Source organism: Haloparvum alkalitolerans, assembly GCF_050122995.1.
Taxonomy (GTDB): Archaea; Halobacteriota; Halobacteria; order Halobacteriales; family Haloferacaceae; genus Haloparvum; species Haloparvum alkalitolerans.
Map to the genome: position 1 here is coordinate 83,683 of NZ_JBNLIA010000016.1, position 14,183 is coordinate 97,865.

Consider the following 14,183-nt stretch of genomic DNA (forward strand, 5'->3'; position numbering starts at 1 on the left):
CGTCAGGCCCCGATCGACCACAGCTGCGTGAGCAGGTACCAGTTCAGGACGTACGCGGCGACGAACGCGGCCATGAACACCAGACAGAGGACGAACGTCCCCCGGAGCTCGACGGCGTGGACCGAGGTGCCGCCGTCCGGCGTCAGCCCGCCCTCCGCGTGGAGGTCCGTGAGGTCGCCCCCGCTGTTGTCCGCACCGAACAGCAGCGACCCGACGGTCGCGACGACGAACAGGATCCCCGAGAGGATCGCCAGCAGCGCGAAGACGCCGAACAGCGCGAACAGCGGGCTCGCGGCCGCGAGGCTGAAGTCGGTGCCGGGGATGTTCCGAACCACCTCGGCGGTGCGGCGCGGGACGCCGTAGAGGATGCCGGCGTACATCAGCATCAGCGTCGCGACGCTCATCGTCCCCGCGTAGGCGTAGGGGACGAGCGACGCCAGCCGGTCCGAGACGAACTCCCGGCGGAACATCGTCTTCACGACGAACAGGGTCAGCCCCATGAACGTCAGCGTCGTCCCGAGCGCGACGGTCGCGTGGAAGTGGCCGACGGTCGCGAGCGTGTTGTGCCAGGTCATGTTCACCTGCATCTGGCCCATCACGACGCCGGTGATGCCGCCGAGGAAGCCGAACAGGATGACGCTGAACACCACCGACGAGAAGACGGGGTTGCGCCACGGCGCGGACGTGAGCCAGCCGAACAGCCCGCCGCCGAGCCCGCGCTGGCGCCGCCCGGCCTCGATGCCGGCCGGGATGGCGAACGCGTGGATCATGCTCGCGAAGGCGGCGCCGTAGAAGGCGTAGGAGGTGTTCCAGACCCGCCAGCCGGTCGACATCCCGGGGTCGACCAGCAGGTGGTGGGCCGCGCCGAGGTTGATGAAGAACAGGTAGAGGATGAACGCCGACCGGGAGACCTTCTCGCTGACGACGACCGCGCCCCCCACGACGTGCGTGAGGAAGTACCAGACGGTCACCATCGCCAGCAGGTTGATCTGCTGGGTCCCGTGGCCGACGATCCAGTAGAGCTGGCGGTAGATGCCGACCTCGACCGACTCGATCAGGCCGACGCGCCAGACCAGCGCGTACGCGAACGCCGCGATGCCGCCGAGGATCGCCTCCACGGCGATGACCCCGGTGACGAACGCGCCGAACGTCACCAGCGGGAGCGTCTTCGTCGCCGCGCCGCGCTTCTCCGTCCAGACGGCCGCGAAGAAGGGCAGCGCGGCGACCGTCGCGCCGAGCAGGAAGACGATGGCCGTCGCGTAGAACCACGGCGACACCGGGAGCGGCACGTACGCGGTCAACAGCGGCGCCTGCTCGGGCGCCTCGGTGAACCAGATCGAGAGGTTCACGCCGACCGCGCCCGCGACCATCACGGCCCAGCCCGCCTTCGCGAGCGTCGTCAGCGGCAGTCGGCGGCCGAGCACCATCGGTCCGCCGACGTACAGCACCGCGATCTCCATGAACACCATCCAGAAGATCAGCAGGTTCCACGCGTGCAGGCTCAGGTGCGTGTAGAAGTCGCCGGGTTCGAGCAGGCCGATCAGCTCCCAGCGCGTGGTCGCGACGGTGAACGCGAAGCTCCCGCCGACGACCAGGGCGATCACGGCCGTCACGCCGAACAGCTTGACGTGCTCCTCGACCGAGCGGTGGACGTCCAGCCCGGTCACCGAGCAGCTACGATACCCCTCGGCGTCGTACTCGTTGCCGAACAGCGCGCGTAGGGTACCCAGCATCTCAGGCCTCCTCGACGACCAGCGTGCCGTGCATCGAGCGGTGCCCCTGCCCGCAGAACTCGTTGCAGATCACGTGGTAGGTCCCCGGCTCGTCGAACGTCATGGGGATCACCCACTCGTTGCCCGGGAACACCTGCAGGTTGATCTGCTTGCTCAGCGTCTCCTCGGGCCGGATCGAGAACCCGTGCTGCACGTCGTAGGCCCCGAGGTGAACGTCGTACTCGCGGCCCGCCTCCAGCACGACCGGGAGCGCGTCCCAGTTGTAGCGCATCGCGCCGACGTACACCGAGTCCTCGGGCGGCACGAGCCCGCGCTCGGTCTCCTCGGCGGCGTCCTTGTACTCCTGCACGCGCTCTCGGTACGCGTCGGGCTCAACGTCGTACGTCTCGCCGATGGGGTTCTGGTCGCCGAACTGGGTGAAGCCGCTCATCCAGCCGAAGATGCCGACCGACCAGAGGCCGGCGATCCCGAGCCAGATCGTCTCGCGGCGGTTCACCGGCTCGTCCCACCAGTTCCCCTCGGGCGGATCGAGTGGTGCTGGCATGCGTGATCACCTCACGGGCAGCGACAGCACGTCCATGATCCCCCAGCCGACGTATGCGACGAGGAAGAACAGGAACGCCGCCGCCGCCAGCAGCCAGATGCGGTTGTAGAGGCGCTGCATGAACGGCGCGTCCGCGGGTCGTTGTGCGCTCATTGGTCGCTCACGGACTTCGGTTCTCGCGGATTCCCACTGTGGGTTATCGCGCACATGTTCGTCCGGCAGTCCCGCCGATCGGGAATCGCGAGGTCCGCGGGCCGCCCGGGTCGGCCGGGTCGGAACATCGGCCCGGTGCGGGTCACTCCTCCCCCAACACCGACCGTCGCGAGTTCGTCACGACGATCAGGCTGCTGCCGGCCATCGCAACCGCCGCGAACAGCGGGTTCAACAGGCCGAACACGGCCAGCGGGATCGCGACCGCGTTGTAGCCGAGCGCCCAGCAGACGTTCTCGCGGATGCGCCGGCGCGTGCCGCGCGCGAGGTCGAAGACGGTCCGCAGGGAGCCGAGGTCGCCGTCCACGACGGTCACGTCCGCGGCGTCGGCCGCGCGGGCGGTCCCGTCGCCCATCGCGACGCCGAGGTCCGCGGCCGCCAGCGCCGGCGCGTCGTTGGTGCCGTCGCCGACCATCACCGTCGTCCCCTCGGCCGCGAGGCGGCGGACGGTCGCGGCCTTCCCGTCCGGCGGGACGCCCGCGAACACCTCGTCGACGGCCGGGTGCTCGCGGAAGCGGTCGGCGCTCCCGCCCGCGTCGCCGGTGAGCACGCAGACGGTGCGGTCCGCGAACGCCTCGACGGCGTCGGTCCACGCCTCGCGGACGGGGTCCTCGACGACGACCACGCCGCGCGCCGCGCCGTCCCAGCCGACGACGACCGGGAGCGCCCCGCGCTCGTCCGCGGCCGCGACCGTCTCCGCGAGGTCGCCCTCGACCGGGCCGGCCTTCTCGGCCACGAGGTCGGGGGTGCCGACGACGACCCGATTGCCGTCGACCGTCGCCGCGACGCCCTCGCCCGGATGGCGAGTGAAGTCGGTCGCGTCGGGGATCGTCGCGGCCCCGACATCGGCGGCCGCCTCCCCCGCCGAGTCGGCGCCGTCCGCCGCCGCGGCCCCGCCGTCCACCGCGACGCCGGCGGCCGCCTTTTTCTCGCTCCTGGCGGCCGGATTTCTGTCGCCGCTGTCGCGGTCGCCGTCGTTGCCGTCGCCGTCCGCCGCCGCCAGCACCGCGTCCGCGACTGGGTGGTCCGAGAACCGCTCCGCGGCGGCGGCGTAGCGCAGCGTCTCGACCGCGCCGACCACCTCGGCCACGCGCATCTCGCCGGTGGTGAGGGTGCCGGTCTTGTCGAAGACCACCGCGTCCGCCTCCGGCGCGGTCTCGAACACCGTGTCGTCGGTCACGACCACGCCGCGGTCGAGGGCGTCGCGGAGGCCGGCCGACACCGCCAGCGGCGTCGCGAGCCCCATCGCACAGGGACAGGAGACGACGAGGACCGTGAGGCCGGCAAGCAGGGCGGCAGCGACCGTCGCGCCGGTCGCGAGCTGCCAGAGGGCGACGGCGGCCCCCAACACGAGTACGAGCGGGACGAAGACCGTCGCGAGCGCGTCCGCGAGTCGCTGCACGCCGGGCGTCGTGCTCTGGATCTCCCACAGCGCGGCGGCGATGCGGTCGGCCGTGCTCTCGGCGGCCGGTCCGACCCGGACCACGAGCGCGTCGTCGACCGCGACGGCGCCGCCGACCACGCCGTCGCCCGGCCGCTTCGTGACCGGGAGCGACTCGCCGGTGAGCACCGACTCGTCCACGTCCGCGACGCCCTCGGCGACGGTGCCGTCGACCGGCACCCGGTCCCCGGGCCTGACGAGCACCTCGTCGCCCGGCTGCAGGGCCGCGACCGGGACCGGTTCGCGCTCGCCGTCCTCGCCGAGCCGCGTCGCCTCGCTCACGCGGGCCGCCGTGAGCGCGGAGAGCCGCTCGGTCGCGGCCGCGCGGACGCCGGACTCGTAGTAGCGTCCGAGCGTCACGACGAGGACCACGGCGACGCTCACGTCGTAGTAGAGGTGGGTGCTCCCCGCCGCCAGCGCGACGGTACTGTACGCGTACGCCGACAGCGCGGCCACGGAGACGAGGAGGTCCATGTTCGGCCGGCGCGTCCGGAGGCTCACCCACGCGCCGCGGAGCACCGGCGCGCCGGTGTAGCCGACGACGACCGCGGTCGCCAGCGCGATGAAGACGAGCGGGAGGTACTGTCCCACTGCGGTCGTCGTGTCCACCTCGAGGACGCCGGTCTCGACGCCGACGTAGCTCGGGTACAGCGAGAAGAGGTACCACGGCATCACCAGCACCGCGAAGAACCCGCCGACGACGAGCCGCTGCACCGTCTCGTCGCGCCGGTTCCGGCGGGCGGCGCCGCCGCCCGATTCCGCGTCCGGTCCGGCCGGTCCCGTGCCCGCGTCGGCGTCCGCCGGACGGACGGCGTAGCCGTATCCCGAGAGCGCGCCCGGCAGGTCCGCCTCGTCGATCCGGTCGGGGTCGTAGGTGACGCGGGCGGTCTCCGTGCCGTAGTTGGCCTCGACCGCGTGGACGCCGGCGGTCTCCTCGCCCCGCAAGGAGAGGAACGCCTCGCAGGTCGCACAGTGCATCCCCTCGACCGAGAGGAATGCCCTCGCGGCGTCGTCGGGACCGTCGGGGGCGCGCTGCGAGGCGGACGCCGCTTCGTCGGCGCTCGGCCGGCCGGCGACGGCGTCGCGGTCCGCGCGGTCGGGGTCGTCGAGCGCGCGGGCGACCTCCAGACAGCCGCGGCAGCAGAAGGCGCCGTCCACGTCAGCGGCCGTCAGCGGGCTCCCGTCGGTCGGCAGCCCGCAGAGGCGACAGGTTCCCATCGGGAGACGCTTCGGGCCGGGTCCCCGAGGCGGTGTCTGCGAACGTGTTCGGGCGGCGGCCGCGCCGCCGGGGCTGTCCCGCTCGGGAGGCCGACCGCGTCACGGGTCCGGGTCGTAGATCTCGGGGCGTTCCTCCCCTTGCACCTCGAGGACGCCGAGCAGCCCCTTGCGGACCACGCGGGTCAGCGAGTGGTCGACAATCTTGATCGGGCCGGGGACCGGCGTCTCGATCTCCGCGGCGGCCACGGTGCCGGGCTCGACCGGCGTCGTCTCCACGAACCGGCCGGGGTCCGAGACGAGGTCGCCGTCGCGGTAGAGCTTGTCCCAGACGTTGCCGATGGCGTGCCACGAACTGCTGAGGTTCGGCCCGCCGTTGGAGAGGTAGATCCGGACCCGATCGCCCTGCTCGACCGGGATCCGGCCGTAGCCGTCCTCGGTGAACGCGTACGCCTCGCCGTTGAACGCCATGTAGGTCGGCTCCTCGTTCTTGGCGGCCTCCGTGCTCCACTCGTGGTGACCCTCCTCGCCGGCCTCGCCGTTCGTGTAGATCTCGTGTTGGCCGAAGTAGAGTTCGCGGTCGACCTCCGGGAGCCCCTCCTTCGGTTCGACGAGGATGGCGCCGAACATGCCCGCGCTGATGTGGTGGTCCATGTTCGGCACCGCGCAGTGGTAGATGTGGACGCCGGGGTAGGTGGCCTTGAACTGGATGGTCGCCTCCTCGCCCGGCCCGATGGTCGTCGCGTCAGCGCCCCCGCCCGGGCCGTACACCGCGTGGAAGTCGATGTTGTGCGGGAGGTTGCTGTCCTCGGGGCTCCGCAGCGTGAGGTTCACGGTGTCCCCGCGGCGGACGCGGACCATCGGCCCGGGCACCTGCCCGTCGAAGGTCATGTAGTCGAAGGTGACGCCGGGTTCGATCTCGGCGGTCACCTCCTTCGTCTCCAGCGTCACGTCGTGCGTGCGCGGCGAGTTCCAGTCCACCGGGTCGGGGACGTCCGTCGGGTCCGCCGCGATCCGGTCCACGTCGACCGACGCTGTCGAGTCGAGCGAGTCCGTCGCCTCGGTCGCCGGCGTCGCCGCCGCGGCGTCCGCGCCGTCCTCGGTACAGCCGGCGAGCGCCGCCACCGCGCCGATACCCGCCGCTTTCAGGAACGAGCGCCGTCTGCTGTAGGGATGTCGCGTCATTGGGTCTCCCTCCGGTTGGTAGTTGCCGGAGTTACCCCGTATAACTGCACAAATATTCCCAATTCGCGGGTAGATACCTGAACATCTGCGGCGTGCAATACTTAAAGGGCGTTCGGATTCCTCGAAGCGTGTCGGAACATGTTCGACGGGGGCGCGGCCGAAGCCTCGGCGCTGCTCGCGGCCGCGCGGTCGGAAGAAGAGAGCGGGGCACGGCGCCGGGAAAAGCGCGCGTCGGGAAGCCCCGAGCCGCCTCACTGCGCCGCAGCGTCGGCGTCGACCTGCGGCGGGAGGTCCTCCACGAACTGCTTGACGACGACCTCCTCGGCGCGGTGGAGCGTCTCGCTGCAGGTGGACTTCGCGAGGTCCACGCGGTCGGCCAGCTCGGTGAGCGAGCAGGTGCGCGGCGTGTCGTAGTAGCCTTCCTCGACCGCGCGGAGGAGCAGGTCCTGTTGGGTCTCGGTCAGCAGCTGGCTCGCCTGCAGTCGCTCCTGGATGTACTTGACGCGGAAGTTCAGCCCGAGCTCGTCGAACTGCCGGCCCAACTCGGAGAGCCGGTCGTGGGCGCCGGTGACGTCGATGGTCGCGTCGCCGTTCTCGATCTCGACGGGCATCTCGATCGGGATGCCGGACCGCTTGGCCGCGATGAGCAGCATCGGCGCCGAGGTCTCGAACTGCACCGTCACCTCGTGGTCGGCCCGGCCCATCACCGACATGTCGGTGACCGAAGGGTGCGACTCCATCGCGTCGAGGACGGCGTCGACGTCCGGGGCGGTTATCCACACGAGCGCGAACCCCGGCCCATCGCCCGGGAGCGCGGCGATCACCTGAAACGTCGCCGCCGGGAACTCGCGGGAGACGTCCGCCACCCACGGGCCGTCCGGCAGGTCGACGACGAGGCGTGCTTGTGTCATAGGTCGTGTCCTTGTGTGTCCCGGGTTGTCGGTGGGATGTGCCGGCCCGTCGGCGCGTCGCGCCGACCGCGAACGGCGGCGCGTCGCTCCGACGGGAGCCGTGATCGGTTCGGGCCGCGGGCGCGGGCGCGGAGTGCGGGCCCGACCGCCGCGGCGCGAGCGCTACTCCACGTGAACGGCGCCCTTCATCCCCACGCTCTCGTGGGGGGTACAGACGTACCGGAAGGTGCCGCTCTCCTCGAACGTGTGTTCGAAGGTGTGGCCCTCCTCGTCGGTCAGCTCGGACTCGAAGGCGCCGTCCTCCTCGGTGACGTTGTGCTGTCCGCCCTGCCCGGTCCACTCCCAGACGACGGTGGTGCCGGTCGAGACGGCGACCGCCGGCGGGGCGAACTTGAGGCCGTCGGCGGCGCCGACCTGGACGGTGACCTCGTCCGCGTCGGTGCGGTCGAGCGTCGCCTCGTAGTTGTCCACGTCGTCGAACCAGCCGCCGTAGTCCGGTTCCTCGGAGAGGTACTCGCCGCCGCCGTCGCCACCGCTATCCCCGCCGCCGTTACCCCCGTCGCTACCGCCGCTTCCGCCATCCCCGCCGCCGCTCCCGCTATCGCCACCGCCGGAACAGCCGGCCAGAAGCGTCGCGGTCGCGGCGCCGGCCGTCACCTGTACGAAGCGTCGTCGGTCGAGGTCGTGCGTGGTCATCGTCGGACAGGTAGGCGTTCGAGGGCGACTGAAAAGGGGGCGGCGGCGGTTCCTACGGCGCGATACCGTCCGCCGAACACGTTCGGTCGCCGCACTTATACCCGTCAGAGCGGCACCGCCTCGCCGCCGCGGACCTCACCCTCGGTCAGGTAACACTGCGGGTCGGGCGCGAACAGGTCCCCGTGGACGGTGAGCGCGCGCAGGCGCGAGCCGCCGCGACAGAGCGAGCGGTACTGGCAGTCGGCGCACCTGCCGGTCAACCGCTCCTCGCGGTTCCGGAGCGCGCCGAGCAGGGGGTTCGCGTCGTCGCTCCAGAGCTCCCCGAAGGGTCGTTCGCGGACGTTCCCGAGGCTGTACCCCTGCCAGAACTGCGTGAGGTGGACGTTACCGACGGGGTCGACGTCCGCGACGCGCTCGCCGGCGGGGTCGCCGCCGTTGCGCTCGAGATACGTCCGGATCCGCTCGGCGTGGTCGCGCCCCAACTCGCGGTCGGCGTACTCGATCAGGTAGCCCGCGTCCGCGTAGTTGCCGACCAGCAGGGTCTCGATCTCCTCGCCCGCGTCGTGGTACTCGCGGGTGAGGTCACAGAGCCGGCGGACCGCGTCGCGCTTCGCCGCGGGGGACAGGTCGGCGTCGACGATCCCCTTCCCGCGACCGCCGTAGTCGAGATGATAAAAACAGAAGCGGTCGACGCCGACGTCGACCAGCAGGTCGATAACGCCCCCCAGGTCGGCCGCGTTGCGCTCGGTGATCGTGTAGCGCAGTCCCGTCTTGAGCCCGGCGTCCAGACACGCCTCGATGCCGCGGACGGCGGCGTCGAAGGCCCCCTCCTTCCCGCGGAAGGCGTCGTTGCGCTCCGGCAGCCCGTCGACCGAGACGCCGGCGTACCGCAGGCCGGCGTCCTTCAGCGCGCGGGCTTTCTCCTCGGTGATCAGGGTGCCGTTGGTCGAGAGGACCGGACGGATCCCCGCGGCGCTCGCGTGCGCGACGAGTTCCGGGAGGTCGTCGCGGACGAGCGGCTCCCCGCCGGAGAAGAGGACGACCGGGACGCCGAAGTCGGCGAGTTGGTCCAGAAGCGCCTTCCCCTCGGCCGTGGAGAGCTCGCCGGGGATCGTCTCGGTGTCCGCGGAGGCGTAGCAGTGGGAACAGTAGAGGTTACACTGCTTGGTCGTGTTCCAGACGACGACCGGCCGGTGCTGTTTCCGCTCGGTGATCTGGTCGGCCGCGGACTCGTCGGCGGCGTCGTAGCGCAGGCCGTCGCTCTCGGCATCGAGCCCGCACAGGAGCTTGCTGATCGAGATCACGCGCCGTCACCTACCCCCGGGGTCCCCTCGGTCTCCTCGTAGACGCGCGGCTCCGGCGGCGCGCGGTCGGCGGCGGCGTCTCCGCCCGCCGCGTCCCCGGCACTCCGAGCGTCGTCGCCGTCGCCGTCGGCCCCCTCCGCGCCCTCCGCCAGCGAGTAGGTGGAGTACCGGTGGGTCTCGTCGCTCGGGCAGACCCACACGTCGCGGGCGTACCACGCGAACAGCTTCCCCGCCTCCTCGTGGGCGGTGTCGGGGTCCGGCGCGGCGATGGTGCCGACGTGTTCGAGCGGCTCCGCGGCCGCCTCGCGGACGAACACCTCCCAGCGTCGCTCCGTCGTCGCCCGAGGCGCCGCCTCCTCCGTCCGCGTCGCTTTCTCGACCATGGTGGGCGATTCGTCGCCCCCGAATAAATCCGGTTGCGGGCAGTTTCAGCCCGTGGTAATCCGGGCGAAGGTGTTCGGTCGAGGACCGAAGGGGCCGGCGCCCCGACCTCCCGACGACCGATGTTCGACGACCTCGACACCGACCGCCGGCCCCTGGTGCTGATCTGGGAGGTGACACAGGCCTGCGAGCTCGCCTGTCGCCACTGTCGGGCGGACGCGCAGCCGGCGCGCCATCCCGACGAGCTGACCACCGCGAAGGGGAAGCGGCTCCTCGCGGACGCCGCCGACTTCGGGGACGGGCAGCTGGTCGTGCTCTCCGGCGGCGACCCGCTCGCGCGCGAGGACCTGTTCGAGCTGATCCGCTACGGCGACGAGCAGGGCCTCCGGATGACGATCACGCCGAGCGGGACGCGGTCGCTGACGCCCGAACGCGTCCGCGACCTCGCCGACGCCGGGGTGCGGCGGATGGCGCTCAGCCTCGACGGCGCGAGCGCGACGACCCACGACGCGTTCCGCGGCGAGGAGAGCTTCGAGGACACCCTCGACGCCGCGGCCGCCGCCCGGGAGGCCGGCCTCCCGCTGCAGGTGAACACGACCGTCTGCGCGGACACGGTTGGGGAGCTCCCGGCCGTGCGCGACCGCGTGCGCGAGCTCGGCGCCGTGCTCTGGAGCGTCTTCTTCCTCGTTCCCGTCGGTCGCGGCCGCGTCCTCGACCCCATCGCACCGGACCGGGCGGAGGCGGTCATGGAGTGGCTCCAGGAGGTCGCCGCCGAGGAGCGGTTCGGCGTGAAGACGACCGAGGCGCCGTTCTACCGCCGGGTCGGGCTCCAGTCGGAGGGCGACGCCGGCGGCGCCCGGCGCCGCGGGGGGATCACCGCCGGCCGCGGGTTCGCGTTCGTGAGCCACACCGGCGAGGTGTACCCCTCGGGCTTCCTGCCGGAGTCCGCGGGCAACGTCCGCGAGCGCTCGGTCGTGGACGTCTACCGGAACGCGGACCTGTTCGAGGCGCTCCGCGACCCGGACGAGTTGACGGGCAAGTGCGGTGCCTGCGAGTTCCGGCAGGTCTGTGGCGGGAGCCGGTCGCGCGCGTACGCCGAGACGGGCGACCCGCTGGCGAGCGACCCGCTCTGCCCGTACGTCCCGGAGGACTATGAGGGAGACCTGCCCGCGCGACAGGCGGAGGCGGGCGGGAAAAGCGGCGCCGGAACCGACGAGCTCGTCGACCCGGCGGACTGAGGCAGGGCCGTTCCCCTCCGTCCCTCCGTTTCCGCCCGCCGGCACACCGATGCGCCTTTGCTCGGCAGGGTCCAACGCCGGGTCGTGCAATCGGCGGCCACGGAACTGCTCGGTCTGCTCGCCGAGGTGGCGCCCCGGCTGGCGCGGGTGACGCTGTTCATCGCGGTCGGGGTGACCGCCGCCAACGTCGCGGTCGCGTTCGGGCTGGTGCGCTACGTCGCCGGGTTGTCGGGGCTGTTGACCCGGCCCGCGAACCTCCCCGACGAGGTCGGAACGGCCATCCTCACCACCGCCGCGTCGACGACCGCCGGCTACGCGACGCTGGCGGAGTACCGCGAGGCGGGGCTGCTGGACGACCGCGCGACGCTGGTGGCGGTGACCATCAACACGTTCTTCGGCTTCGTCCAGCACGTCTTCACCTACTACGTCCCGGTGTTGATCCCCATCCTCGGCTGGTACACCGGCGTCCTGTACGTCTCCGCGCGGGCGGGCGTGGCGCTGGCGATAACGGTCTCCGGGGTACTCGCCGGCGGCGTCCTGCTCTCGGAGCGCAACGTCGACCGATCCGCGCTCGCCGACGTCGAGGCCGGCGGCCCGGACGCCGACGACCGCACGTCCCGCGAGCGCGTCCGCGACGCGCTCTCGAAGTCGGCGAGCACGCTCGGGCGGATCGTGCCGCGGCTCGCGGTCGTCTACACGCTCGTCGTCGCCCTGATCACCTACGTCGACGTGGAGGCGCTGACCGCGGTCGCGGAGCCGTTGACCGCCGCGGTCGGCCTGCCCGGTGCCGCGGTGGCCGTCGTCGCCATCTACTCGCTCGACACCACGGCGGGCGCGGTCGCCATCGCGCCGCTGATCGGCGGGACGTTCACGCCGGCGCAGGCGGTCGCCACCATGCTGCTCGGCGGCATCGTCTCCTTCGCGGTGTCGACGTTCAAGCGGTCGATACCCTTCCAGTTCGGCATCTGGGGGCCGGAGTTCGGGGCGAAGGTCGTCGCGGTCAACACCGCGCTGAAGGTGCTGTTCATCGGGATCGCCGTGGCGCTGCTTTTGGCGTCCGGCGTCTGAACCCGGCGTGACGGTGTCGTGAGCGGCCGAGGCGGATCGGGGTCGACGCCGTCCTCTACGCGCGATATCGCACCCCCTCCCCCGCACGCGTTGCTCGCGCTCACCGACCCCACCGCTCCCTACAGCATCGCCCCGCACAGCACCGCTCCCTACAGCATCGCCCCGCACAGCACCGCTCCCTACAGCATCGCCCCGCACAGCACCGCTCCCTACAGCATCGCCCCGCACAGCACCGCTCCCTACAGCATCGCCCCGCGTTCAGTAGGGCCAGCGGCCGCCGGTTTTCAGCTCCGTTACGTACCCCTCGTCGATGGATTCGCGGATCGCAGCACGGGACTTGTGGGGGACAGAGGTGCCGGCGTCCGCGAACCGAACCGTCGCCTCGGCGACCTGGATCGCCACCTCCGCGAGGTCGCGGCGGTCGAGCTTATCGAGCGTGTCGGCGTGGGTGTGGCCCCACCCGCGACCGGACTGCTCGGAAGTCGTCGACGCCATCACCGCGGGGATCCCCTCCTGTGCGAACGCCCACTGGTCGCCGTGCGGCGAGATGGTCGACCCCGTCGACAGCGGCGCGCCGAGGTCGTCGGTCACGGCCTCGAAGACGCGCCGCATCGGCTCGAACTCGTTGTAGCTCACGCGCAGGTTCCGGGAGTTGCAGGCGCCGTCGAGGTTGACGACGCACTTGATCTCCTCGTGTGGCGTCGTCTCGGCTGCGTGGTAGGCACCCCACAGCCCGATCTCCTCGGCCCCGAAGGTGATCAGCCGGACGCGCGTGTCCAGGTCGTCCTCGACGGTCGCCAGCAGTCGACCGACCTCCGCGACGAGGGCGGAGCCGGCGCCGTTGTCGTTGGCGCCGTCGGAGATGTCGTGCGCGTCGACGTGCGCGGTGAGGAGGACCGCCTCGTCGGTGTCCGGTCCCACGTCCGCGACCGCGTTCACCGAAGTCGTCGGCTCGTTGCGGCAGTCGACCGCGATGGAGACGGTCGGGCGGTCGGTGGCTCCCTCGCTTTCCCCCTCCACATCCTCGGCGAGCCGGGCCAACCGCTCGCCGACCTCCTTCGAGACGCCGACCGCGGGGATCGGGCCAGGACGGTTGTGGTAGCCGATCTCGCCGGTCGGCGGGAGCGCACCCTCCAAGTGATTCCGGAAGACGAACCCGACCGCGCCGCGCTCGGCCGCGTTGACGTACTTCTCCATCCGGTGGATCCACCGGTCCGCCTCGTCGGGCGTCCGCGAGGACGCCATCGCTATCGCTCCGTCGAGGTCCTCGGCGACCGCCTCGAACTCCTCGACGGTGCCGGTCCCCACGTCCACCAGCGGCGCCTCGACCTCGCCCGCGGGCGTGCCGGGGAGCGCGATGACCGCGTGGCTCCCCTCGTGGGTACGCTCGACCGGGTCCGGTCCCGGTCCGGTGACGGCGAGCGAGGAGTCGCCGCGCCACCAGCCGGGGATCTCGAACTCCTCGAGCCCGGCGTTGCGGAGGCCGGCGGCCTCGTACGCCTCGACGACGCGCTCGGCGCCGCGGCGCTCGCCCGCCTGTCCGGCCATGCGGTTGCCGATGTCCGCCAGGTCGGTCAACAGGTCCCACCCGAAGTCGCTGGTCCGCGCGTCGCCGACGACGCGGTCCGGAAGCTCGGTCATGCGCGCACCCACGGCGGTTCCACAAAAGGACGTTCGGGTTCCGGCCGGGGAGGCTGGTTCCCCGGCGTGATTCTCGATCAGACGGGGGCGAAGAAGCCGGATCAGTCGTCGACGATCACTTCGACGGGGCCGTCGTCGCCGTCGGCCTCCTCGTCGGGGCTCGCGGCGTCGGCGGCCGCGCTCTGCTTGCCCTGCCAGTAGAGCCCGAGCGCGACCGCGACGACGACCCACGAGCGCGGGTTCGCGAGGTTCAGGGTGTAGCCGACGCCGAACGGCTTCTCGACGAACATCCCCTTGCCGGGCTGCCAGTACGACGAGAGCAGGCGGCCGAGGCTCGGCCGCTCGAAGTTGTACGGGATACCGAAGAGTTCGCCGGAGGACGGTTTGTCGCTCATACCTCACGTCTCGGGCGCGGGGGATAAATCGTTTCGGCCGACGCTCGCGATGCGGTCGTGGTGCGTTTGCGATGCGGTCGTGGTGCGTTTGCGATGCGGTCGTGGTGCGTTTGCGATGCGGTCGTGGTGCGGTTGTGGTGCGGTCGTGGTGCGGTTGTGGTGCGGTCACGGTACCGTGCTGTCGGCGCGCGCCGCGGCGACCGCGAAGCGTGTCGCCGCGA

Annotated in this window: 13 protein-coding genes; 2 read left to right on the plus strand and 11 right to left on the minus strand. The window is 71.8% G+C overall.

Annotated features, from left to right (window positions below; genetic code table 11):
- Positions 1 to 2: 2 nt before the first annotated feature.
- The 9 genes from ACQE3L_RS14675 to ACQE3L_RS14715 all read right to left on the minus strand — a co-directional run bounded on the left by ACQE3L_RS14675 (position 3) and on the right by ACQE3L_RS14715 (position 9,622).
- Positions 3 to 1,733: a cytochrome c oxidase subunit I gene (locus ACQE3L_RS14675; RefSeq protein WP_426964614.1), complete on the minus strand. Its 1,731-nt coding sequence runs from the start codon at positions 1,731 to 1,733 to the stop codon at positions 3 to 5.
- Position 1,734: 1 nt separating this feature from the next.
- Positions 1,735 to 2,277, minus strand: a complete 543-nt coding sequence (locus ACQE3L_RS14680) for a cupredoxin domain-containing protein (protein WP_058366330.1) — start codon at positions 2,275 to 2,277, stop codon at positions 1,735 to 1,737.
- Positions 2,278 to 2,283: 6 nt separating this feature from the next.
- A complete protein-coding gene (locus ACQE3L_RS14685) occupies positions 2,284 to 2,430 on the minus strand; it encodes a hypothetical protein (protein ID WP_176696662.1) in 147 nt (48 codons plus the stop codon).
- Between the two features lie 142 nt (positions 2,431 to 2,572).
- Positions 2,573 to 5,146: a heavy metal translocating P-type ATPase gene (locus ACQE3L_RS14690; protein ID WP_426964615.1), complete on the minus strand. Its 2,574-nt coding sequence runs from the start codon at positions 5,144 to 5,146 to the stop codon at positions 2,573 to 2,575.
- 99 nt (positions 5,147 to 5,245) lie between these two features.
- Positions 5,246 to 6,328, minus strand: coding sequence for a copper-containing nitrite reductase (gene nirK / locus ACQE3L_RS14695; RefSeq protein ID WP_426964616.1), 1,083 nt, complete (start codon positions 6,326 to 6,328; stop codon positions 5,246 to 5,248).
- 251 nt (positions 6,329 to 6,579) lie between these two features.
- Complete coding sequence (locus tag ACQE3L_RS14700; RefSeq protein WP_426964617.1) at positions 6,580 to 7,239, minus strand: helix-turn-helix domain-containing protein; 660 nt, start codon at positions 7,237 to 7,239, stop codon at positions 6,580 to 6,582.
- A 162-nt stretch (positions 7,240 to 7,401) separates the two neighbouring features.
- Complete coding sequence (locus ACQE3L_RS14705) at positions 7,402 to 7,935, minus strand: halocyanin domain-containing protein (protein WP_426964618.1); 534 nt, start codon at positions 7,933 to 7,935, stop codon at positions 7,402 to 7,404.
- 104 nt (positions 7,936 to 8,039) lie between these two features.
- A complete protein-coding gene (locus ACQE3L_RS14710) occupies positions 8,040 to 9,239 on the minus strand; it encodes a TIGR04347 family pseudo-SAM/SPASM protein (protein WP_426964619.1) in 1,200 nt (399 codons plus the stop codon).
- Positions 9,236 to 9,622, minus strand: a complete 387-nt coding sequence (locus ACQE3L_RS14715) for an Htur_1727 family rSAM-partnered candidate RiPP (protein ID WP_426964620.1) — start codon at positions 9,620 to 9,622, stop codon at positions 9,236 to 9,238. Before ACQE3L_RS14715 ends, ACQE3L_RS14710 begins: the two co-directional genes overlap by 4 nt.
- A gap of 120 nt (positions 9,623 to 9,742) precedes the next feature.
- Here ACQE3L_RS14715 and ACQE3L_RS14720 point away from each other — a divergent pair, with 120 nt between their 5' ends.
- Positions 9,743 to 10,858, plus strand: a complete 1,116-nt coding sequence (locus ACQE3L_RS14720; protein WP_426964621.1) for a radical SAM protein — start codon at positions 9,743 to 9,745, stop codon at positions 10,856 to 10,858.
- Positions 10,859 to 10,942: 84 nt separating this feature from the next.
- Entirely contained in the window at positions 10,943 to 11,926 is a 984-nt protein-coding gene (locus ACQE3L_RS14725; protein ID WP_426964622.1) for a nucleoside recognition protein, read from the plus strand.
- 258 nt (positions 11,927 to 12,184) lie between these two features.
- On the opposite strand, the gene ACQE3L_RS14730 is transcribed toward ACQE3L_RS14725, so the two are convergent.
- Together ACQE3L_RS14730 and ACQE3L_RS14735 are read right to left on the minus strand one after the other, a co-directional pair.
- Entirely contained in the window at positions 12,185 to 13,567 is a 1,383-nt protein-coding gene (locus tag ACQE3L_RS14730) for a M28 family peptidase (protein ID WP_426964623.1), read from the minus strand.
- Between the two features lie 101 nt (positions 13,568 to 13,668).
- On the minus strand, positions 13,669 to 13,962 hold the full coding sequence (locus ACQE3L_RS14735; protein ID WP_058366340.1) for a DUF5808 domain-containing protein: 294 nt from the start codon (positions 13,960 to 13,962) through the stop codon (positions 13,669 to 13,671).
- Positions 13,963 to 14,183: the final 221 nt, after the last annotated feature.